The organism is Methanohalophilus sp. WG1-DM (genome assembly GCF_004104135.1).
GTDB classification, from domain to species: domain Archaea; phylum Halobacteriota; class Methanosarcinia; order Methanosarcinales; family Methanosarcinaceae; genus Methanohalophilus; species Methanohalophilus euhalobius.
In genome coordinates this window covers 1-22,357 of record NZ_RRBA01000009.1, presented here as the reverse complement: position 1 = coordinate 22,357, position 22,357 = coordinate 1, and the positions used below count along the sequence as shown (strand labels likewise).

The following is a 22,357-nucleotide window of genomic DNA, read 5'->3' as shown; positions in this document are numbered from 1 at the left end:
TAGATAGATTTAAATTGAAAATATTGTGGTGCCATCCCGACCTGTCGGCTGGCGGGCTTTTGGGTCGGGATGTGCTGCATACTATCGAGGCGATAATATGCAACATGCAAAGATGAGTATATTAGTTTTAAGTATATTGATTTTGCTGGCAGTGGCAGTGCCGGCGGTATCGGCAGAGGAAAATAATGAAAGTCAGGTCAATATAACCTATATTGGTATTGGTTCAAGCGCTTTAACAGTAGCTAATGAAACCAATCCATACAATGAAAGTATAAACTTCAAGAATATTCCGGCATATAATACTTCTACTTGGGGTCCAAGTGACCAGTTGTTAGAGGCAAATTTGACTAATTCGGATGTTATCTTCACTCATATGCTAACAGGTAGTATATTTGACTCGAGGAATGAAACTCTCAAACAGCTAAGTGACAATGGAACAGTATTCTTTGACACAGGATCCTATGGTACACCTGACTATTTTGATTATTCTCCCATAACCAATAACAACACTTCTGCATATGCCAAATTTACTCAATATTTCAATAACAAGGGTACATCTGGAATTCCTCTCAAAAATACTGATAACCTGTTGATATACCTGGCTAAAGAGCATGGTAATAAAACCAATCTAACACAAAACTGGACCTATGAAGACCCGATTATTATTCCTGAATCAGGACTTCTTCATCCTGATGCAGATACTTATAGTTTCAATAATACATCTAAATATCTGAAATGGTATAAAAATGATACAGGGACTCATCATGTTTACAACAAAAGTAAACCCACAATTGGTCTGTGGATGCACAAGTCAACCTATTTAGAAGGGAAAACAGGTACAATCAGCGCTTTAATTGATGACCTTGAAAGTAAAGGTTGTAATGTGATTGCAGGGTTCAGGACTTTTAATAATATCACTGATTACTACTGTGACGAAAGCGGAGATCCACTAGTACAATGTGTAATATCGCTTAAATCTTTCAGATTAAACGTTAATAATCCAGAAAAAGGTATCGAAGAACTCAAACGACTCAATGTACCTGTGCTCAAAGGAATAGTAGCCAAAAACTCTACTGACCCGGCAGATGCAAACCGTGGATTCACCAATCAGGATTCTGCACGCAAAACCGTTCTTCCCAGTCTTGATGGTATTTTTGATTATATAAAAATAGGGTATATTACTAACGAAGATGGAAAAGAAATGTATAAACCTATACCACATCAAATCGACTGGATATCCAACCGGGCTATTAAATGGGCAGATTTGAAACTTGAAGATAATCAGGATAAAAAAGTCGCTGCTATCTATTACAATTATCCACCGGGTAAAGACAACATAGGTGCCAGTTATCTTAACACCATGTCAAGTATGGTTAACCTTCTTAACAGGATGAACCAGAGCGGTTATGATATAGAAAATGTACCCAACAATTCCACCGAGCTTCTGGAAAAAGTTCAAAAACAGGGTATAAACGCGGGGTCATGGGCACCAGGTGTTCTGGATGAAATGGTGAACAACCGTACTGAATGGGGACTCCAGCTCATTCCTATAGAAACTTATCATCAGTGGTTCAACAGCACTGTACCTAAAGACAAACAGGAAGAAGTGATATCATCATGGGGTGCTCCCTGGAAGGAAGATGTGCCCGTTAATAAGAGCCCTATGATATGGGAAAATGGAACTGGTAAATACATTGTGATACCTTCAGTGCAATTTGGTGATGTTTGGCTGATGCCACAACCTCCCAGAGGGTTCACACAGAATGACGAGGCAATGTATCACAGTACCAGTACACCACCTACACACCAGTACATTGCGTTTTATCTATGGTTGAATAAAGAATGGAACGCTGATGCGATTATACATATGGGTACCCACGGCACACATGAATGGTTGCCGGGACCTGCCTATGGAATGGACCGTAAAGACGACTGGGCACCCCTAATGCTTCAGGATTTACCAAATATATATCCATACATTGTAGCAAATGTCGGTGAAGGGTTAACAGCCGAATACCGAGGAAACGCTCTTATCATTGACCATCTCACACCGACTTTGGAACACGGCGGTCTTCATGGAAAAATGAACAATCTTTCAAGGAATCTACAGACATACTACAGCCCTGCTACAATTTCAGATGAAGTCAAGGACAGTTACAGGAACAAGATTATAGATCAAATGATAGAACTTGACCTTGATGAGGATTTGGGTTTAAACAAAAGCACCCTTGAAAACTTCCGTAACAATGATTCTGCATTTTACACATTTGCAAGAAATGAATTACACGGGTATCTGGAAGAAATCTCTGAAGAAAATATACCCTATGGACTGCATGTTCTGGGAGAAACCCCTCCACAGAACAGTACTGATCCAGAAAATGATGAGCTGACTGCTATGGTCAGTGCGATGATGGGTAACGATTTCAAAGAAAATCTCAGAGGAGCGTTTTATACCAATAAGACAAAATATCCACTCGGGATACCGTTAAATGATACAAGACCAAGGAAACTTGTATGGGAAGTGGTTACCAACAATACTGACCCGTCCGAAGCCCAGAATATGATATATAGTAATAGTAATGCTACTATCACTTCAGAGCTTGAAAAAGGTCTTGATTATAAACAAAATCTCCTTGATTCGTCACAGGAGATGGACAATATCTTATCTGCGCTGAATGCAGGTTATATACCACCCGGTCCAGGTACAGACCCGATACAAAATACAAATTCAGTACCAACCGGTCGTAATTTCTATGGAGTGAATCCAGAACTCTATCCATCAGAAGCTACATGGGAATTAGGTAAAAAACTCGCACAGGATTTACTCAAGGATTATTACGAAAATCACGGTGAATATCCAAGAAAAGTTTCATTCTCAAGGTTTGGTGTAGAATTCATACGAGACCACGGTACTCTGGAAGCTGAAATCCTCTATTTACTTGGTGTAAAACCCACATGGGATGATAACGGATATGTCAATGGACTTGAACTAATACCTGAAAATGAACTAGGGCCAAGTTATGGCGATGATCCAGGAAGACCTCGGATAGATATTGTATACGCAACTGCAGGAATGCGTGATGCCTTCCCTGGAAAAATAAAAATGGTCGACAGTGCTGTACAGATGGCAAACAACGCATCTTCTGTTAACTACACAAATCATGTCAAACAAAACACACAGAATATAATACAAAGATTAATCGATGACGGATACAGTGAAGAAAAGGCTGAGAAAATCGCCAAAATGCGGTGTTTTGCTGTAAAAGCAGGAACCTATGAAATTGGAGTCGCCAATGCTGTTGAGGCAAGTGGTACATGGGAAAATGAGAAAAAAATTGCTGAGTTATACATCAATAATATGGGTTACGCCTATGGAAATGATGTATGGAGTAAAAAATCCACAGAATTGCTGAAAGGAAATTTGATGAATGTGGATGCATCCGTGCACTCTGACTCATCCAACCTATACGATACACTGGATAATGATGACTTCTACCAGTACTTCGGTGGGTTGAATTTAGCCACCAGATACGTTTCAGGCAGCACTCCTGATATGTATGTATCAGATACCCGCAACAGAGACATAAGTGGAATGGTTCCCATGGATGAATACCTGCATAAAAATATGCGCTCTAGGTATTTCAATCAGGAATGGATTGAAGGAATGAAAACTTCCGGATATTCTGGCAGCAGAATGATGTCAAAATTTGTAGGTCACATGTGGGGTTGGGAGGTTACAAACCCAGAACTTGTACGTGATAGTGACTGGAAACGAACCTATGAGACATTTGTCAATGACCCTGAAATGAAACAATGGTTCCAGCAAAACAGCCCTGAAGCCTATCAATCGATTTCCGGAAGAATGATTGAAGCCGTAAGGAAAGGTTACTGGGAACCATCCGATGAAGTAAAGGAAACCCTTGTTAGAGAGTATGTAGAATCAGTTGCTGAAAATGGTGCTGCATGCTGTCATCATACCTGTGGAAACCCTTTGCTGGACGATTATGTAGATGGAATTATGTCTGTCCCAGGTGCTGATGTTGTTGATCAGGAAACGATGGACAAATACAAGGAGCAACTGGAAGCTGCAATCGGATCATCCGAAAACCCGTCTGATTCCGAAAGTTCTTCCAGCAGCAGTGGAGGTGTAGGCAGTGCAAAGGTTGTGAATGCTTCAACCACGGGTACAGCCTCAAACCAGACCACCAGCACTTCGGATGGGGGTTATGGTGAATCCGCACAGGAACCAACATCCGAGTCAGCAGAATCCAGCAGTGATTATGTGGAAGGGTATGAGATGACCAAGGAAAACCCGCGGAACGATAACTCCGGCGGCTCATCCTTCTCAAGTGCTGATATTGTTGGAACCGTGCTGGTACTCGCAGCAGTTGGTGCCATGTATATTGGTTTCAGAAGGAGACAGATGTAAGGAAACGAAGACAAAAAGAGCAGATAAGGATATCCTTAAATCACAGGATATCCACTTTTTTTAATTTCTGCTGATATGTAAAAAAAAAGGCCTTTCAGGTTTCCTTTTACACAAAATCAGTCTACTTAAAGTTTTTCGGCAATCTGTACTGCATTAAGGGCGGCGCCCTTGAGGATCTGGTCACCGCAGACAAAGAATTCCAGGCCGTGGTCTCCGAACACGATGTTCTGCCTGATCCTGCCAACTTCCACATCGTATTTCTGGGTGGCTGTCAGGGGCATCGGGTACACATTGTTCTCGATATCATCCTTCAACTCAACACCTTCGACCGATGCCAGCAGTTTTTTGGCTTCATCCGGGGAAATTGGTTTTTCAGTTTCGACAACAATGCTTTCCCCGTGAACCCTGAGAGTCGGGATTCTCACACAGGTGCAGCTGATTGGGATATCGGGTTCCTCAAATATCTTGTGGGTTTCCCAGACGACTTTCATCTCCTCACGGGTGTAATCGTTTTCCTGAAAACTGTCAATATGGGGGATAGTGTTGAAAACAATAGGATGGACAAAGGCCTGATGGTATACCTCTTTATCTTCAAGATAGTTCCTTGTCTCATTGATCAGTTCATTCATCCCGGCGGCTCCTGCACCGCTGGTTGCCTGGTAGGTGCTGATAATGACCTTCTCCAGACCATACTCTTTATGGAGGGCATAAAGGGGGATGGCTGCGATTGCGGTTGTACAGTTGGGGTTTGCAATCAGCTTTGAATCCCCGATAGCATGAGTATTGATTTCCGGAACCACAAGAGGCACGTTGTCATCATACCTGTATGCACTGCTGTTATCAATCACATAGCATCCTGCATCGGTTGCTTTCTTGGCATTAGCCTTACTCCACGAGCCGCTTATTGCAAAAAAGGCAATGTCAAGTTCGGAGTAATCTGCCGTGTCCGCATCTTCGATGGTAATTTTTCCGAAAGGGGTCTCCATTACCTTGCCGGCGCTCCTCTGTGATGCGTAGAGTTTCAATTCTTCTACCGGGAACTTCCTGTTACTCAATACTTCGATAATTTCTCTGCCTACCGCACCGGTAGCACCCATTATTGCGATCTTGTAACTCATTTTGTATCGTCCGTTATCTGTCGGGCAATCAGATATGTCCCGAATTTTTATTGATATTTTTAATGATAGTGAATTTTGTTTTTGGGAACTGTGATGTTCACCAATTAATCTGCAATTTACTCATAAGGCTGTTTGCTGCATTATAGGATATCCATAGAATAATAATATTATCATCAAGACTTACAAACTTCTGCTATTAGTTTTGAGTCAAATCCTGATCAGCTCATAATCCCGGTTTCCAAGGCCTATTTCTTCACCGTAACTTAACTGGATATCTCCTGCGCTGTTTTTCCAGACACCTTTGAACTTGTCTTTGCCGGGTTCAATATTTTCTTCAAGTTTGGATGCAGTAAAACCCTGTTGTTCGTTTACGAGGTCCAGGCTTGCCTGGTCAATAGCCACCGGATCTGTGGATGCCAGGATGCCTATATCCGGTACCAGCGATACATCGCTCCAGGGCACGCAATCACAGTCGGGTGTGATGCGGACAAGGAAATTCATGTAGCCTATTTTTTCCTGCCTGCCGGCAACGGTGCCCAGGGCATATTCGGTTATCATTTCCATGAAGTCGGGTATATCGGCATAATTGAAATCAATCGCCTCGACCGGGCATACTGTCATACATTCTCCACAGCCTATACACTTGTCGTCATCGATAGTGGATATATTGTCGCTATTAATCTCCATTGCATCGCAGGGGCATACTTCCACACAGGTTGCGCATCCGTTACATCGTTCTGCATCAATTTCCGGATGAAGCCCTCCATGCTGCTCCATTTTCCCGGCTACTGAACCTCCGCCCATTGCCAGGTTTTTGATCGCCCCTCCAAAACCTGCAAGCTCATGGCCCTTGAAATGGGACATTACGATCATACTCTGGCAGTCAAGCAGTTCGGATGCGATTTTAACACTGTCAAAATGTCTCCCCTTTATTGGTATCTGTCGGAACCCGTTGCCCAACAGCCCGTCTGCAATTATCAGTGGTGCCCTGGTGACTTCATAGCCAAATCCATGTTCAATTGCCGTTGTAAGGTGGTCTACAGCATTGTGGCGGTATCCTGAGTACAGGGTGTTGGTATCGGTAAGATAGGCCTTTGCACCCGAAGAATGGATCTTATCCACAACCTGTCTGACGTTGACCGGACTTATGAAGCCTTCATTGCCCTTTTCCCCGAAATGCATTTTAATGGCAGTGAAATCGCCTTCATCGATGATTCTGTCAAAACCTGCTGTATCATACAATCTTTTGATCTTCTGAATTGTATTTTCACAATCTCTGCGCACTTTCAGGTCTACAAAAAAGACTTTGCTTTTCATGGGTGATACATCTATCTTCAGCACTAATAAATTTGGTGCAAAAAAAGAATTGAAGCACCCGTATTTAACGGATGCTTTTTTAGTTTATTTATCCTGTGGTGGCCAGTTTTTCTCCAGCCATCCTGGAAGCCTGCCGGAATCTGCCGGTCCAATGAGTACCCTTGAACCCACCTTGTCCTCGACATCTCCCTGCAGACGTGCGGACAGGCCGGGCAGGATGACGGTGTTGTAGTTTGTCTTTTCCTTAAGATCAAACTTGGCATTTTCCAGAGTCTTCTTGATCTTGTCTGCGGTCAGCTGTCCACCGGCAACAGCGGCTTCCACACCGATACCCTCGGTGTCTGCCACCACAATGTAGCAGTCTATCTTGTTGGAAGAAATATCACTCTCAACTGTATAGTAGGTGAGGGCAAAGTTTGTGGTAACTATAACTGGTGAATCAGCAGTAGGTGAACCTACTTCCCATACACCCGGATCAACAGTTACAGGCTTTCTTGGATCCGTATAAATGGTATCTCTCAGGTGCACTTCAGGCAGCAATGCATAAGGCTCTATGCTGTGCATGATCATGATGTCGCCGTACTTAACAGTGAGTACGGAGGCTACCACAGTTTCCCAGTAGGATGCACTGACATCATCATCGTAGGCCATCCAGGCAGTCAGGGGAACGGCCATTATGGGATAGGCAACTTCGCCATCCCCATCTATACCTGCTCTTCTGATCTTCAGGAAATTTTCGAACGTTGTCTTCATTTCCTTGCCTGTGGGGAAGGTTCCCGGGTCAAGCACAAGGTTCTCTCGTCCCATTTCTGCAAATGTCTTTGCCATTGACTTGAGCAAGTCCAGATCATTCGGTGCGAACAGGGTTACAGGCACCTCGTATTCCTTTGCAAGGCCGGCAACTTCTTTCCAGTTCTCCTGGTTGGCTGCATACATTAGTGGCTTTTTGTCTGCTGCTACTTCCAGGGCGGCTTTTAATACTGCCGGATCAAAAGAACAGAGTACAAGTGGTAATTCTGTAAGTCCGATTACCTTTTTCACAGTATCTGCAAAAGTTTCGGGTTTGCCGGATACACACCGTACCGCTACCATATCAAGGTTGAGGAATTCTCCCACATAGAATTTCTTGAAAGTCTGGATAGTATTGATTCTTTCCTCAAGTTCCTTATCATCCATAGTGTCGGTGATATCGTATGCATAGGCTGTCTTATTGAAGAAGGTCAATTTATGACGGAAAAGGACATCATCTCCACCAATGGTGACTGATTTTTCACCAGTGCCAATGGTAACTTCCCTGATTTCCGGGGCAAGCAGTTTTTCCAGTTCCTCGAGTTTCTTTGCATACTTGTCTTCCTCTACCATGGGCAGACAGTCTTCGCCACTTTTGGAACGGTCGATAAGGTGTGAGGCAAAGGCCATACATGTATCTTCACCACACCTGCCACAGTTTGTTCCCGGCAGGTATTTGTAAGCATCAAGGGGGCTGTTTATCTTCATATTATACCTCCGCAGTGATCCAGTTGGTGATGTCCGGGTTCTTTGCTTCAATATTGCCATAGAGAGTCTGTGTAATCTCTTTGAGCACCTGTACGGATGTTGGGTGCATCATCATGAACAGGTCATTGCCTGCAAGGGCAAGGGACAGTCCTGTAACGATCTCCCAGATGGGTCCCCTGTATTCCCTGGGTCCCCAGTCAGAATCTTCCTTAAGGGGTGATTGTTTCATCCAGGATTCACGTGCGCCCCAGGCATTTGTGGTACCGGAGGATATCGGGAAGTTAAGTTCATCGTCACCCATAAGGGCGGATAATCGTACCCTTTCCATGTTACTGTAAGCATAGTCAAGACCATATCCCAGGGCTGCTGTTGTTGGATCCATCACAATGCTTTCACGTGGGACATTACACTGCTTCATTAGTTTACGGTTGAGTTCTTTCTGAGCATTGATTTCAAGCTGGGTCCAGGAAAGGACTGCATGACCGTAATCCGTTGCCGCCTTTGCAACCCTTTCATAATCCAGGTTTAGACTTGCGGATGCAAGCAGGGCACATTCTCCTTCGGCAACCTCTGCGGCTTTTTCAAGTACTTCAGGGTCTTTCTGTGGATTTCCTGAACCACCGATTACGATAGGCACATCAACTGCCTGTAATACATCCTCTACTACCTTTGCAGCTTCTTTTGCAGGAGTATCATTGATTAAAGGATCTGTAGAAATCAGGTGAATTGTAACCATATCCGCATTATACTCATTGACAACTTTTTTAGCCCATTCTGCAGGGTCCCCCATAACGTCTTCGTAATTGGATTTGACAGCCTTTGCCATTGAGATAGGCATGTCAAAGACATCCATTGTGACATAATTACGGTTGGGCATTTCTGCATCAAAATAGAATGGCATTGCCTTTTCGCCACCCAGGGTTATTGTGTGGTCACGGCTTCCTCCGTCTGCGGAAGTTGCACCGAGGGTTACTTCCTGGATAGGTGTATTCCATTCGCTACTTCTGGCAACATCGAATTTAGCCTGCAACAGTTCCTCTATTGCAGGTTCTGTCTGTAATGCTGCAGCTTCTCCTCCGGCTCCAAGACACTGTGCAAAGAGTTGGTCTACAGGATAGCCCAGCATTCTGGCGATGTTTGCCACATGAAGGGAGATCTGGGCGGCTTCATGGCCAAGGGCATAAGCCATAGCCGGATTCATTCCCCCGCCTCCCTGTATATCAAGTTCTATGTCACCTTCAATAGTAACCCCTTCCAGGGATTCCACATCGAGGTCTTTTAAGATATTATTAAGGTCTGAAAGTTTGAGTTTATCTGACATTCCACTTCCACCATCTGATTATTTATTATAATCCAAGTTTTACTGCGATTCTTTCAACTTCGATAACGGCTTTCGAATCTTCGGGAAGGTCATAGAGAGCTTCCCCTGCAAGATCTCTCTCTGCAATACTTTCATCCGTTGGAACAAGGCCTATTAATTTCAGGCCAAGTTCATTCGCAGTTTTCTGGATCTGTTCTTTATTGTCTTCTGTGACTTTATTTGCGACCACATGGATATTGCGCACATCTGTTTCCAGCTCATGCACAAGTTCACTGATTCTCTCGGCAGTCCCCATTCCTCTGCGGGAACCATCGGTAACCACCAGGAGATCATCTATATTCCTGATAGTCTTCCTGCTGAAGTGTTCAAGACCTGCTTCCATATCCATGATAACCACGTCATAGTTTTCGGTCAGGCGGTCCATTATCCCCCGCAGCAGATTGTTTACATAGCAGTAACAACCTGATCCTTCGGGCCTTCCCATAACCAGCAGGTCATAGTCAGGTAACTCGTTGAGTGTCTCGTATATCCTGGATTCGAATATCGATTCCTTGTTGATATCTGGTGGCATGTTGTCTCGTTCATTCATCATGTATTCCTTGATGTCACCGATGGTACGGTCTGCCTCACATCCCAGGGTTTCCGGGAGATTGGTATCCGGATCAGCATCGATTGCCAGGACAACCTTATCACTTTTTGTCAGATGGCGCAGCAGAAGGGTCGTTATGGCCGTCTTCCCGGTGCCGCCTTTACCTGTAATCGCAATGATTTTTGTCACAGAGAAACCTCTCTATTACTCGTTCTTCTTAATGATTACCTTATCAACAGATACCTTTGCATTTTTGAGAATGATCTTTACACCACCACTTCCGGAAGTTGGCATGGCTGGCATATTCATTGGCATTGAGGCAGGCATCTGCATGGCGGGAGCGGCTTGTTGTGGAGTTTCTTCTTCCTCTGTAGCCTCCTCCTCTTCTTCCTTTTCCCATCTATTGACAATTGGATGGTTCTTTTCTTCCAGGAAGTTCCTGAGTGTTTCCAGATCTGATACGTCTTCTTCAGTAGCAATCTTGTCTGCAATGTCATCCGGTATATCGTCAGATACACGGTCTTTGAGATGTTTTGGCATCCAGACCACACGTTCCCATCCACCGTCAGCTTGGATGAACTTGGGAGAACGGAAGTAGTTGATACCAATTCCCAAAAATCCACTGATCTGTTTTCCTCCTCCTGTCTGCCCGGCCATCGTGGAGAAGGGGAGTCCGTTTGGTGCAGCTCCTGTAAAATCCCTGTCTACCCATCCGATACCGTCAACCTCGGGTATATAGAAACCTACAACTTCAAAGCATCCGCAGGATGTGTGTGGATGGTCCAAGAATGAGTGAAGTTTTATACGATCATATTCCCCGCTTGACAGGGATTTTGCAGTCTCGTTTACACCGGTATACTCACCGGATTCTTCATCTATTACATCCCCTTTAGGTATTGCGAATTGGGGCCCTTCAGGATCGACCTTGGCGGCTGCCCTGCCGTCAAACCAGTTGATAGCACCACAGAGGGATATCCTGTCCGGGGTTATTACACATACATTGGACGGTGCAAAAGATTGACAGAGAGTACATCCATAGAACGTATCAACATCCTCATCGTGAAGATTACGGGTCCTGTCATCCCTGGCCTTGTATTTGGCTTTTGCCTCGTCCATGAGTTTTTCAATCTCGTCCTTGTCCGTGATATAGGTAGCTTCCACCTTCTCTATGAACGGGAGTTCGTTCTTGAAAAGCATCATTATTGCCTGAGCAATAGATTCAAAGGAGGTAACACCTTTTTCCACAGCCTCTTTGCTTAAACGAACCCACACATCATAACGCTGGTTCAGGTGCATAAGCCCCTGTATATAATTCTGGAAATCGTGGTTTCTTCTTTCCACAATGGATTCAAGGTCTTCTTCAACAAGTTCCCCGGCAATCTTGTATATCATGGCAAAAGGGTATCTTCCTCCCTCTTCCATATCCTGGATGTCCGGACCGATCATGTTAAACTTGCCGTCTACCACATCATCCATCTCAGCTGCCTTTACAAGTTCAAAACCAATGGATTTGGGACCTGAAAGTTCCACGTACATATCATTTTTTCTGATTCTTTCTCCTTCAAACATTGGAGAAATTTCAAAAGGAAAATCTTCAGCCATTGTTAATATCCTCCTTCTTTAAAATTCAAAGGTTATCAATAAGTTCGTCCAGTGCTTCCAGATGTACTTCAGGTGTAACATTACCAAAAGACAAGGTAGCATTTTGGGTATAATGTTTTCCTATATTAATTGTATTCAGATCTGAAAAATTCTTCAGTGCTGAAAGGACCTGATTAATATAATATTTTTTATGTCCAAGCAGGATTATCAGATCATAACATCCGTTATCATCCAATCCGGCCCATTTGGGGTCACAGAGAAAAGTACCAAGGAAATGAATGTTGATATATTTTGCATCCACTCCCTCTTCATCGATAAATCCTTTTATGGAATGCCCGGTAGCAGCTACAGGGATACCCTTCTTTGCTATGGCTTGTGCACGGGCAAGGAGTTTTTCCTCCAGGACCTCCGAGCCAACAACGAAAAGAGGCCTTTTAGCTTTTTCGATCATTTTTGCTACAATAGCTGGCTTTGTACCCCTAGCAGATTTAGGCCCATATGTTGTATAGACCTTCAGGTTTTTTGAAACATCAGCCATTTTTAAGCCTCCTTGCACAATCTTTCCACATTGGTGGGTTGGGCCGATACATCCAGTTTACTGGTGGGTCCGGATACAATCTTCTTTTTATTCCAATCGATATCCCATCCGTATTCCTGCTCAAGTTTCTTGAGGAATTCTTCACGTCTTGCAAGTGGCAAGTCTGTTTCATTCCTTACATACTTGTACCAGTCATCAGGCATTATTCCCAGGTATTTTTCACTGAGCTCAATGTAATGAGTCAGTTTGATCATTCTTCCCATGTTGTTGTCACTTGGACGGATACAGTTCTTGGCAAGCATAGGCATCATTTCATCAATGGTTTCTGCGGTTGTCAGCAAGAACTCCGGAGCTGGCGGGATATCCATTGTTTCCCCGTTTCTTGCATCCAGGACCTTCCATTTATCTTCTTCATAGGGTTTGCCTATGAGTGCTCTGCGGTATTTTGAACCGTGAGGACCAAGGATTACAGGAATTCCAAGCCTGTTGCAGCCGGTTCCAATTGAAGATGCTTTCTGGGAATATGCTCCCCATGCTACGCCAACCGCTCCAACACGATTCAGGATATAATCGGCGATCTCTTCGTAGTTTCCTGTAATGTTACGTTGCGCAAAGATTGCGGCAACTTTTATGGTAGCAGCTGTGATATGGGAATTGGAAACACATGAGCCCACGTTGATGAGATTTCCTTTCTGGAACTTTGCCGGATATTTCTCGTAAAGGGTCTCTCCGTCATCGTTCTGGTACATGCCAAGATCCATTGCAGAACATCCCGACATCAGGACAATATAGTTACGCCTCAACATTTCATCGGCTATCCGATACAGGTCTTTTGTTCCATCCGGATAGTTTGAACATCCGACCATTGCTATGATACCGGGTGTGGTACCCATAACAAGATTGACGCCTTCTTCACGGATCTCAGGGTCACTTATCTGGCCACGTCCGACACGAACTTTGCCCCTTTCCTCCCGGATTACTCTCTGGGATGCCTTTTCAATTACATTGAGGACAGGTATATCCTTTGGACATGCCTGTTCACATCTGCCACAGGCTACACATTTGTCATGGAGTATTTCGAATGGCCCGAGGTCACCTTCTTCAGCAGCGGTCATGGCATCACTGATTGGCAGGTTAGTTGGGCATTCGAGTTCACATGCAAGGCAATGTACACATCTGGAGGTAAGTTCGTTGAACTCTTCTTCGGTAGGTAGGGATACGACACCTTTTTCCTTGCGAATTTTTGACATTTCCTGTGTAAGTCTGGGGGCAACTTCACCGAGTTTTTCAAAGTCAAGTATCAGGGCACCATCATCCCTGCCGGATTTGAGATCATCGATGATATCCTCTATATCATCTTCGGACCTGTCAGGCAGTCCATACATGATTTTATCATTGGTTGTGATGACAGGCATCATAAGTTTCCGTGCTTCCCTTAGCACGTCGGCGCGTACACACTGTTCATCGACAACAATAACGTCAGGAACACCGGAACGTATCATCTTGAGTTCTTTGGCAAGGGTTCCGACAACCTTGGCCTTTGGTACGTCTCCTCCCTCGGTCCTGTATCTTGTCATGTCCAGAGCGGTACAGCACAGACCACAAAGCTCCATTTTGTCGGTCAGGTCATGGTCTTCCATATAGTCTATAATGTTGGTTACTCCGGCAACGTTATGACCGATTACCAGCAGGACAGGTTTTTCGGAGTCAATTGTTCCCATACCAATTTCTGATAGGGGCGCGTTTTCATCCGCTTTTGGCATTTCCAGACAGGAAATCTGTGCGATATCGGAAACTTCCATTCCTACATGATCGAGCATACCACCATGCATCGCCTTGGATTCGAAATCGATTGCCTCTCCTTCCTGTCCTACATGGACACACGCAAGAAGCTGGACCAGTTGTTCCTCCACATAACTCAGGGCGCCTTCCAGATCACCGAGAGTTTCAGGTTTTTTGCCTGTAACCATCTGGACATTGGGAGCAATTATATTTGTTTGTCCAACTTTAAGCGGATAATCTGCTCCATACTTGTCTATCAGGTGGTGGAGTAGGTGTCTTCCGTGACCGGAGTGAGCTGATGCTCCTGTAATCACACGCAGCATGAATTCTCTGGCATTATGGCCTTCCATGTTGATACCACATGCTCCTTCCTTGTTCCCGGTAAGGTCACAGGTACCGAATGTACAATAACAACACTGGTCACACATAGGTGTATAGACCGGGTTGTATCTTTCAAGAAGTTTATAGTCCCAATCCCTCAGTCCGGAGATGTTGGGTTTTACAGTAAGGCCGACTTCTCCTTCTTCAGCGGCGGTTTTTTCGATAGCACCTACAATGCTTCCGATGTTGATCTGGACGTTTTCCAGGTCGCTGACAGAGAATGTCCCTGTTTTAAGTTCACTCATCTATGTATTGTCCTCCTGGGTGTCCCATCGCTATAAATTGTATAGCTTTGATGGGAGTGTTATAGTTTGATAAAAAGTTAATAGTTTATACAGTAGTGGACTGTGTCATAACTAATGTAGATTCAGTATATAAGTCTTTCCGGTATTTATCATGATTATAATAGATAATTCTTTTTATTTGTTTGCGCTGTTAATTCAACCTGCTTTCTGATTATGGAAATAGATTTATTTACTTTTGCATATGTGTTTAGGTAGGAGGATATTTTGGATAACCAATGCTGGATATGCGGTAAGAAAGAGCCAGTGATGTATACATGCCGCTACTGTGGGAAAACATTTTGTTCTGATCATCGTCTTCCTGAAAGACATGGCTGTGAAGGCCTGGGCGATGGGACTCGTTTCAGCTCTGCACAAAGTGCAGCTGGAAGTAGTGGTACCAGAGGACGCAGTACTTCCGGTACAGATCAAATTGTGAAGGATTTTTTTAAAGAAGCTACCAAAAATGCTGCAAAAGGTGCGGCCGGGAGTGCATTTAACAGGACTAAACGCTCCTTTTATTCTAGCCCCTCAATGGCCATAATAATTATATGTATATTTTCATTTTTCCTGGAGCTCCTGCTGGGCCAACCATATTACACTTTATTCCAGCTTGAACCGGGTAATATTCTATCCAGGCCCTGGACTTTGATTTCTCATATGTTTCTCCATGCAAGTCTTGGTCACCTGTTCTTCAATATGCTTGTTCTCTATTTCTTTGGCAGGATACTGGAGAGGCGCATTGGCAATTCAATGTTTATTTACCTGTATTTTATTTCCGGGATAGTTGCAGCTTTAGGTTTCATCGCAACGACCTCTACCAGTTACCCGATGGTCGGGGCCAGTGGGGCAATAATGGGTGTTTTTGCAGCCCTTGCCATTCTTGAACCAAATCTGCCCGTATATGTCTTTTTCTTCCCAATGACTATCAAATCTGCTCTAATACTCTTTGTGATAGTGGACTTATCTTTCATGTACGTGAATATTTCCGGCGATATGATAGCACATGCAGCTCACTTGAGCGGAGTTTTTGTCGGCATCATTGTGGGGCGCAGACTTAAGAAGAACCTAAAGGTTTCCCGGGGTTCCTTATACAGGCGGTGGTGAGATTGGGCTCTATAAGGCATCTTTCTTTACTGTATCCCAGGCCACGTGAAGGGGAAGAAATTCCCGTGCAATTTATTGACATGGAAAAAAAAATTGCAGCCTGGTCACCTGAAATTAGAAAGACTTTATACTTTGACTCTTTTGAACAGGCCGAAGGATTAAAAAGAATAAGAGAAGTATTTGTTTTAAGGGTGTATAACTGGTACCGTGATGGTCAATCTATCATTGAGTTGACAAATGACGAAAGAATGCAATTTGAGGATATTTTCAATAAATTTCTCTTATACAGGGGAGAAATTATGTACAGGAGAAAGAAAGAAGGAAGGAGGTACAAAAACTATTTCGTACTTGTGGATGATTCATATTCCAAAAAGAATGTAAACGAATGGTTGCTTGCTGAAAGATTATAAGGTTTGCAGGTCCTTAGTTGTTATTATAATCATTAATAGTAATTATGGTTAATTGTTGTTGATACTGTGGTTGCACATATTTATTGTTATAATGTTTATACCTGCAATAAGAGGCAATATGCAGAATGTAAAAACCGGATTTAATTCTATAGTCAAATATCTGAGTACTAAAAAGGAAATAGGGCGACGGAGTATTGGACTTCTTGTAGATGGTCCCAATGTTCTGAGAAAGGAATTTGATGTAAACTTAGAAGAAATAAGGGATGTATTGAAAGAGTACGGTAATGTCAAGATAGGACGTGTTTTCCTTAATCAGTACGCTTCTAATAAACTTGTAGAAGCCGTGGAAAACAATGGTTTCGAACCTGTTATTTGTTCAAGCGATGTGGATGTAAGGCTTGCTGTTGAGGGAATGGATCTTGTTCATAATCCCAATATCGATACTCTTGCACTTGTGACAAGAGATGCTGATTTTAAACCCTTATTGAATAAAGCAAATGAACACGGCAAAGAAACTATAATCTTTGGTGTAGAACCTGGATTTTCAACTGCCCTTAGGAATTCTTCTGACTATGTTGTAATTTTGAATACAGGAGGGGTTTCGATACCTGAAGAAGAGATGTCTTAAATATCATCATCTCTTTTACAGGATCTGATATCATCGATCATTTCTTCCAGATGTGGCCTTGTAATTCCACCTTTGATTTCTGTACAATTCTTTATTTTCTCCATTAATGCACATAATTCTTCGTGTTCAAGGGAATATCCCATGTCCTTAATTATTCCTTTTAAGGCCTTCAGTCCTGTATGCTTACCGACTACAAGGTTTCGGATCCCACCCACCATTTCCGGGGAAAAGAGTTCGTAAGTCCGCGGCTCTTCCAGAATTGCCATGACGTGTATCCCGGATTCATGCGTGAAGGCATGTTTGCCCACAATAGCCTTATTCACGGGAGTTGTCAGACCGGAATAATCTTCAACTTTTCTTGCAAGACCATTAAGATGTGTGGTATCGTAGTTTTCGATTCCGTACTGTACACGAAGGGCTACAAGTACTTCTTCAAGAGGAGCGTTTCCTGCTCTTTCTCCGATACCATTTACGGTGGTATGGAGTTGCTTTGCTCCTGCCTCAGCTGCTGCTAAAGTATTTGCAGTGGCAAGTCCGATATCATTGTGACAGTGAATGCATATGGGTGTATGTACCTTTTCTTTTATCTTTTCAACCATGTATTTGGTAGTTGAAGGATTCAATATTCCTATAGTATCAGCGATGCTCACATAATCAACATTGTATTTTTCTGCTTCCTGGAATGCATGTTGCAGGGTGGGTATGGGTGTACGCGTTGCATCCTCTGCGGCAAACCTGACTTTAAGTCCATGGTCTTTTGCATATTCTACTGCTTCCATTGAGCAACCCAGTACATCGCTGCAGGAGCGGTGATATTTGTGTTTCAGGTGAAGGTCTGAAAGAGCTATGAAAATGCTCACTATATCGGCATCACAATCAATAGCAGCATCTACATCCCCTATGATGGACCGGGCCAGGCAACACGTTTTTGCATTCAGCCCCATATTGCTAATTTCCTTCATGGTTTCTTTTTCAGAAGAAGAAACGACAGGAAATCCGGCTTCAATAATCTCGACACCAATTGCATCCAGTTCACTTGCCAGGTCCATTTTCTCTTCTTTGGTAAATGCAACACCGGGAGTTTGTTCACCGTCCCTGAGGGTCACATCACATATTTTTATATCCAGAGGTTCGATATCAATAAAATCCATCATTTCATTTCTGGAATATTCTTTATTTGGAGCCATGTTATCGCTATCCGGTCCTATCTTTACTTTTATATTTAAAGATATGTGTTTGTATCATCGAAGTTTTGACTGTACTTTTTCATAGAATCCACTACGTTCAGTCACTACAAAACGAGCAGGATTTTTTGCTTTTGTAAGACAAATGGTATCATCTTTTTTCATTGTGTAAGTATGCTGTCCATCGATAACAACAGCAGCTTCCTTTTCCGGAATAGTTATTTCGACCTTTATGGGTCTGTCAGAAGGTACCACCCAGGGGCGGGCTGAAAGTTTGAATGGGGCAAGAGGTACTATGAGGGTAGCATTGACCCTGGGATCCAGAATAGGTCCGCCGGCACTCATAGCATAAGCTGTGGATCCTGTGGGGGTTGCGATCACTACTCCGTCAGATCTGAACTCTTCTATCATACATCCGTCAACCGTTACCCGGAATGTTAGTATCTTGGCAGGTCTGGCTGTGGTCAGTACAACTTCATTTGTGGCACAGGGTAACTCTTCACCGTTGAGATTGACTGCAATACGACAACGTTCGGTATATTCGAATCCTTCCAGCACATTCTCGATTGTAGGAATTGCCTCTTCAGGCATCACATCCACAAGGAAACCCAGCATGCCCATGTTAATTCCCAGAAGTGGTAGTGGATCATCCATCCTGGATATGCTGCGCAGAACAGTTCCGTCTCCTCCGATTGAAATCATCAGGTTGGCACCTGCTTCTTTCATTTTTTCCACAGGCATTCGTTCTGTTTCAGGAAGATTAAGCATGTCAAAGGACCCCTCATCCAGAAAAATTTTAATTTGTGAAGTGAACCTTTTCACAATAGTCTCAACCATTTCCAGGGCTTGCGGACTATCATATTTAGAGGTTATACCAATTTTATTTACTTTCATCTTTTCTCCCCACAAAATTGAGTATGTCCCTGTGGGCATGTCCGTTTGATGCTATCATGGAAAGCCTGTTTACAACACTATCCTGAAGATGTAACTCTGTACCTTTTCCGTTGGTTACCTTTCCATTTGTTTCTTCAAGGATAAGTTTTCCTGCAGCAACATCAATCAGTCTCAGTGAATTCCTGATATCTACAAAAGCATCAAGTTTACCGCAGGCAACATAGCAGAGTTCCAGAGCCACACTTCCCAGTATTCGAACCCTTCTTACTTTTCTGGAAAGCTCCAGGGTATTTTCTACATTGTTACGGTAACCGTAAAGACTGACACTGAAATTTTTTAATAGTTTTCTGTTGGATGTATTTATTGGATTGCCATTTAGATATGCTCCTTCACCCTTATATGCATGGTAGATATCACCTGTGCAGAGATTTTTAACATATCCAAAGTAGATTGAAGAAAGGTCCGCATTGCCAACAGCAATGGAAGTTGAATAAAACGGGATTCCGTGGGCTGCATTATATGTGCCGTCAAGAGGGTCGATTACAAAAGTGATTTCAGGTTTTTTATCAGGAATGTATTCCCCATACTCTTCGCTGAGGATGCGGCAATTGCCATAACTTTTCAACACTTCAAAAATTGCCTTTTCAGCCCTGTCATCGATCAGCCTTGTACGAGTTCCATCCGCTCCCATGTAGACGGATTTGTATGCTTTTCTTTTTCCGACAAGGTCCTTTATAGACTCGTTAGCCTCTTTTGAAGCATGATTGCAAACTTCAAGGAGACTTTGTATCGATTGCATAAAAAAGATGGGTATTAGATACCCATTGCTTTGTTAGTTTTTGCTACGGACTTTGTTCCGTCCTTTTCAACTTCCATCACAGCACGTATTGCATCGACATTTTCGGGAATCACATCTGATTCCTGGTGGATTCCCTGGAAGAAGTATAGTTCTCCTTCATATATCGTGATAGATTCGTTCCATACACAGTTTTCCCACATGTCAGACCTTGGGCGGTTCATATCACGAGCCATTTCCATTACCTCAGCCGTGGAAGTTATGCCCTGTCCGACAAAACGCACACGGGATTGTTTGGCCAGTAACGCTTCTACTTCTTCCGCCGTACATTCGCTATTCAGTTCCATGTTGATAGTGTGCAGGTGCATAAGTGTAGTAGGAAGTTTCACAGCTGTAGTAGCGATATCGATGTCGGGGAGGACGGTTTTGACATCCGGCCCGTGATGGGACGGCAGTTTTATGGGATTGGGGACAATAGCATTGATCGGTCCTTTCTTGATATCCGCCGGGTCAGCAGCCCTTCTCATCAGGGTCACTCTTGCTTTGTTTACTCCAAACTCGTCATCAAGAGGTTTGATGACCCTGCAGAGGCCGGTCGTATTACAGGATACCACCCGTACAAAATCCCTTCCTAGTGCTTCTTCATAATTGCTCTGTGCATTGAATGAACAACCTGCAAGTTCGTGGTCTTCCCCACCCTGCCAGATAGCTTTGACACCTGCTTTTTCGTAAATTGGCTTGTTCTTTTCACCAATTCCACCGGGTGTACAGTCTACAATGACATCTGCCCTTTCAAGCATATCATCAATGGAACCTTCAACTTCAAGGTTTGCCTTTTCCATCCCCTTAATCCGATCTTCAGGTGCAAACACATCATATCCCTTTTTCTTTGCCATAAAAGCTTCAAAATTAGGGCGGGTCTTTGCCACTCCAATAATTTCCATGTCTTCCTGGACGCTTACAGCGTCTGCAACTCTCTTTCCGATGGTTCCGTAACCGTTTATTGCAACTTTGACTGTCATTTTATGTACCTCCCTGTAATGTCGGCTATATATAGTTAAAGGGATTTGCTCCTATTCCCCCGGTTTTGATCATTAATCATTTCCGAGTATTATAAGCTCTCCCTTTGAGAAATTGATTTCCTTTATCGAACCCTGGACATTTTCTCTTTCACCGAATATGCCTGTAAGTTCAATTTCGTCTCCTTCCACAATTACACGTGTAGTTGACTCCATAATAATATCTCTATTTCCTTCTCCCGTTTCCAGAATTGCTTTTAGTTCACACATAACTTCACCTCATGCCTTTGGCAACCGAATAACCTTTCTCAAGATCCATGTCCTGTGCAACACTTTCGCATTTTGTTTGTAGCAGGTAAACAATGGAGCCCATTTCCTTTATGAAAGGGTTTTGTAATTTGCCATGCCTTTGCTGATAGTAAGAATTGCTTTGTCAAAGGCCTCTAGTAATTCTTGCGGTGCCTCATCAAAAGCAACTCCGATTGCATTACAGCCTCTATTCAAAACGCTGTCGGTTCTATCTTCCATGTTTCATGAATATGACTTATGAATAGGTAAAAAGTTATTTTAAAAATTTCCTCTTCCTATTTATTGCTATCATATTGAATAAAGTACAATTTAGAGAACTTTAATAGGTTATTATAGTATGTCTTTAATTTGACCTAGTCAGTAAATCCTACTTTTTGATTAATGTTATTCTGTATATTACGTAACTTCGTATACTATTACGATAAAGAATCAATAATCACTTTTACTTGTTTTGATGAATAATCCACATTAAATTTTTCTTTTATAATTGCCTGTACATCAGAAGTTTTCCATTTCTTTTTTTCCCGAAGTATATTTTTCAGTTCGTACTTCTGTTCTTCACTGAGTTTTGAAGGTCTGCCACCTCCATATCTGGGAAATAATCCGGGATATCCATCCCGATTCCATCTTCTTTGCCATATATAACCAACCCTTTTTGTGACGCCTGTTTTTTTTGCAGATTCTTCCACTGAAAAACCTTTGTATCGATATCTTATGAAGTACAATCGGGTCAAAACTTTTGTAAGATATTCTATGTATCTTATCCTTTTTTCTAGGCTTTCCATGCTCATCTTTTCTTTAATAGGATACATTTCTTTTTTTGCCATGCCTTTTGGTTGCGTTTTTAAGTATAAATAGTTATGTTCGATGCTAAAAACGTTTATATAAAATAAATAATCAGACTCTTAGTAGTCGTTAGCTGGCAAATAGTTTCCTTTAAGGACACGCCGGTTATCTACAAGATATAAACAAGGTGATTTAATGGGAAAACAGGAAATGTATGATAAACTCAGAGATGCGATTGTCAATCAGGACATCAATGGTATTGGCCCCCTTGTCCAGGAAGCCCTGGATGCAGGTTTAACTCCTTTCGAGATCATCAATGATGGTCTGTCTGTGGGTATGAAGATCATCGGTGACAAATTCGAAGCCGCC

Annotated in this window: 20 protein-coding genes; 5 read left to right on the top strand and 15 right to left on the bottom strand. The window is 43.0% G+C overall.

Translation table 11 applies throughout. The annotated features are described in order from the left end of the window. The first annotated feature begins 97 nt into the window (after positions 1–97). Positions 98–4,429 (top strand): cobaltochelatase subunit CobN, encoded by a 4,332-nt coding sequence (locus CI957_RS07015; RefSeq protein WP_128754570.1) that lies wholly within the window; start codon positions 98–100, stop codon positions 4,427–4,429. Positions 4,430–4,554: 125 nt separating this feature from the next. On the opposite strand, the gene CI957_RS07010 is transcribed toward CI957_RS07015, so the two are convergent. From CI957_RS07010 to cdhA, 8 genes are all read right to left on the bottom strand, one after another. Continuing rightward, complete coding sequence (locus tag CI957_RS07010) at positions 4,555–5,547, bottom strand: aspartate-semialdehyde dehydrogenase (protein ID WP_128754547.1); 993 nt, start codon at positions 5,545–5,547, stop codon at positions 4,555–4,557. Between the two features lie 207 nt (positions 5,548–5,754). Then, the gene (locus CI957_RS07005) at positions 5,755–6,864 is read right to left on the bottom strand and encodes a DUF362 domain-containing protein (RefSeq protein ID WP_096711242.1); all 1,110 of its coding nucleotides are present in this window, start codon (positions 6,862–6,864) and stop codon (positions 5,755–5,757) included. Between the two features lie 84 nt (positions 6,865–6,948). Then, complete coding sequence (acsC, locus tag CI957_RS07000) at positions 6,949–8,361, bottom strand: acetyl-CoA decarbonylase/synthase complex subunit gamma (protein WP_105460147.1); 1,413 nt, start codon at positions 8,359–8,361, stop codon at positions 6,949–6,951. A gap of 1 nt (position 8,362) precedes the next feature. Continuing rightward, a complete protein-coding gene (cdhD, locus tag CI957_RS06995) occupies positions 8,363–9,682 on the bottom strand; it encodes a CO dehydrogenase/acetyl-CoA synthase subunit delta (RefSeq protein ID WP_096711244.1) in 1,320 nt (439 codons plus the stop codon). Positions 9,683–9,707: 25 nt separating this feature from the next. Next, the gene (locus CI957_RS06990; RefSeq protein WP_096711245.1) at positions 9,708–10,460 is read right to left on the bottom strand and encodes an AAA family ATPase; all 753 of its coding nucleotides are present in this window, start codon (positions 10,458–10,460) and stop codon (positions 9,708–9,710) included. A gap of 15 nt (positions 10,461–10,475) precedes the next feature. Further along, entirely contained in the window at positions 10,476–11,873 is a 1,398-nt protein-coding gene (gene cdhC, locus CI957_RS06985; protein ID WP_096711246.1) for a CO dehydrogenase/CO-methylating acetyl-CoA synthase complex subunit beta, read from the bottom strand. Positions 11,874–11,898: 25 nt separating this feature from the next. Beyond that, positions 11,899–12,411 carry a CO dehydrogenase/acetyl-CoA synthase complex subunit epsilon gene (gene cdhB / locus CI957_RS06980; RefSeq protein ID WP_128754546.1) on the bottom strand — a complete coding sequence of 171 codons (513 nt, stop codon included), beginning with the start codon at positions 12,409–12,411 and terminating at the stop codon, positions 11,899–11,901. A 2-nt stretch (positions 12,412–12,413) separates the two neighbouring features. Then, positions 12,414–14,819: a CO dehydrogenase/acetyl-CoA synthase complex subunit alpha gene (cdhA, locus tag CI957_RS06975; RefSeq protein ID WP_128754545.1), complete on the bottom strand. Its 2,406-nt coding sequence runs from the start codon at positions 14,817–14,819 to the stop codon at positions 12,414–12,416. 264 nt (positions 14,820–15,083) lie between these two features. Between cdhA and CI957_RS06970 the strand changes: the two genes are divergently transcribed. From CI957_RS06970 to CI957_RS06960, 3 genes are all read left to right on the top strand, one after another. Further along, positions 15,084–15,962, top strand: a complete 879-nt coding sequence (locus CI957_RS06970) for a rhomboid family intramembrane serine protease (RefSeq protein ID WP_128754544.1) — start codon at positions 15,084–15,086, stop codon at positions 15,960–15,962. A gap of 2 nt (positions 15,963–15,964) precedes the next feature. Further along, entirely contained in the window at positions 15,965–16,372 is a 408-nt protein-coding gene (locus tag CI957_RS06965; RefSeq protein ID WP_096711250.1) for a hypothetical protein, read from the top strand. Positions 16,373–16,490: 118 nt separating this feature from the next. Further along, positions 16,491–17,000, top strand: a complete 510-nt coding sequence (locus tag CI957_RS06960; protein ID WP_096711602.1) for a TIGR00288 family NYN domain-containing protein — start codon at positions 16,491–16,493, stop codon at positions 16,998–17,000. On the opposite strand, the gene CI957_RS06955 is transcribed toward CI957_RS06960, so the two are convergent. The 7 genes from CI957_RS06955 to CI957_RS06925 form a co-directional block, all read right to left on the bottom strand. After that, positions 16,997–18,187 (bottom strand): homocitrate synthase family protein, encoded by a 1,191-nt coding sequence (locus CI957_RS06955; RefSeq protein WP_128754543.1) that lies wholly within the window; start codon positions 18,185–18,187, stop codon positions 16,997–16,999. The genes CI957_RS06960 and CI957_RS06955 overlap by 4 nt on opposite strands. Positions 18,188–18,241: 54 nt before the next feature. Continuing rightward, on the bottom strand, positions 18,242–19,078 hold the full coding sequence (locus tag CI957_RS06950; protein ID WP_128754542.1) for an NAD(+)/NADH kinase: 837 nt from the start codon (positions 19,076–19,078) through the stop codon (positions 18,242–18,244). Then, on the bottom strand, positions 19,065–19,877 hold the full coding sequence (locus tag CI957_RS06945) for a bifunctional fructose-bisphosphatase/inositol-phosphate phosphatase (protein WP_096711253.1): 813 nt from the start codon (positions 19,875–19,877) through the stop codon (positions 19,065–19,067). The genes CI957_RS06950 and CI957_RS06945 overlap by 14 nt, the downstream gene beginning before the upstream one ends. Positions 19,878–19,891: 14 nt before the next feature. After that, positions 19,892–20,896, bottom strand: coding sequence for a type II glyceraldehyde-3-phosphate dehydrogenase (locus CI957_RS06940; RefSeq protein ID WP_096711254.1), 1,005 nt, complete (start codon positions 20,894–20,896; stop codon positions 19,892–19,894). Between the two features lie 72 nt (positions 20,897–20,968). Next, positions 20,969–21,163: a CooT family nickel-binding protein gene (locus CI957_RS06935; protein ID WP_128754541.1), complete on the bottom strand. Its 195-nt coding sequence runs from the start codon at positions 21,161–21,163 to the stop codon at positions 20,969–20,971. 108 nt (positions 21,164–21,271) lie between these two features. Beyond that, complete coding sequence (locus tag CI957_RS06930) at positions 21,272–21,421, bottom strand: ARMT1-like domain-containing protein (RefSeq protein WP_128754540.1); 150 nt, start codon at positions 21,419–21,421, stop codon at positions 21,272–21,274. 197 nt (positions 21,422–21,618) lie between these two features. Continuing rightward, positions 21,619–22,029 carry a helix-turn-helix domain-containing protein gene (locus CI957_RS06925; protein WP_128754539.1) on the bottom strand — a complete coding sequence of 137 codons (411 nt, stop codon included), beginning with the start codon at positions 22,027–22,029 and terminating at the stop codon, positions 21,619–21,621. A gap of 154 nt (positions 22,030–22,183) precedes the next feature. Here CI957_RS06925 and CI957_RS06920 point away from each other — a divergent pair. Continuing rightward, the coding region (locus CI957_RS06920; RefSeq protein WP_206631052.1) for a B12-binding domain-containing protein at positions 22,184–22,357 on the top strand (174 nt) is incomplete at its 3' end.

Coding starts and splice junctions, on each gene's coding strand:
- CI957_RS06940 (WP_096711254.1), bottom strand. CDS start 20,896: ATGACAGTCAAAGTTGCAATAAACGGTTACGGAACCATCGGAAAGAGA.
- cdhA (WP_128754545.1), bottom strand. CDS start 14,819: ATGAGTGAACTTAAAACAGGGACATTCTCTGTCAGCGACCTGGAAAAC.
- CI957_RS06935 (WP_128754541.1), bottom strand. CDS start 21,163: ATGTGTGAACTAAAAGCAATTCTGGAAACGGGAGAAGGAAATAGAGAT.
- CI957_RS06930 (WP_128754540.1), bottom strand. CDS start 21,421: ATGGAAGATAGAACCGACAGCGTTTTGAATAGAGGCTGTAATGCAATC.
- CI957_RS06945 (WP_096711253.1), bottom strand. CDS start 19,877: ATGCAATCGATACAAAGTCTCCTTGAAGTTTGCAATCATGCTTCAAAA.
- CI957_RS06955 (WP_128754543.1), bottom strand. CDS start 18,187: ATGGCTCCAAATAAAGAATATTCCAGAAATGAAATGATGGATTTTATT.
- CI957_RS07015 (WP_128754570.1), top strand. CDS start 98: ATGCAACATGCAAAGATGAGTATATTAGTTTTAAGTATATTGATTTTG.
- cdhC (WP_096711246.1), bottom strand. CDS start 11,873: ATGGCTGAAGATTTTCCTTTTGAAATTTCTCCAATGTTTGAAGGAGAA.
- CI957_RS06950 (WP_128754542.1), bottom strand. CDS start 19,078: ATGAAAGTAAATAAAATTGGTATAACCTCTAAATATGATAGTCCGCAA.
- CI957_RS06925 (WP_128754539.1), bottom strand. CDS start 22,029: ATGGCAAAAAAAGAAATGTATCCTATTAAAGAAAAGATGAGCATGGAA.
- cdhB (WP_128754546.1), bottom strand. CDS start 12,411: ATGGCTGATGTTTCAAAAAACCTGAAGGTCTATACAACATATGGGCCT.
- CI957_RS07005 (WP_096711242.1), bottom strand. CDS start 6,864: ATGAAAAGCAAAGTCTTTTTTGTAGACCTGAAAGTGCGCAGAGATTGT.
- cdhD (WP_096711244.1), bottom strand. CDS start 9,682: ATGTCAGATAAACTCAAACTTTCAGACCTTAATAATATCTTAAAAGAC.
- CI957_RS07010 (WP_128754547.1), bottom strand. CDS start 5,547: ATGAGTTACAAGATCGCAATAATGGGTGCTACCGGTGCGGTAGGCAGA.
- CI957_RS06960 (WP_096711602.1), top strand. CDS start 16,491: ATGCAGAATGTAAAAACCGGATTTAATTCTATAGTCAAATATCTGAGT.
- acsC (WP_105460147.1), bottom strand. CDS start 8,361: ATGAAGATAAACAGCCCCCTTGATGCTTACAAATACCTGCCGGGAACA.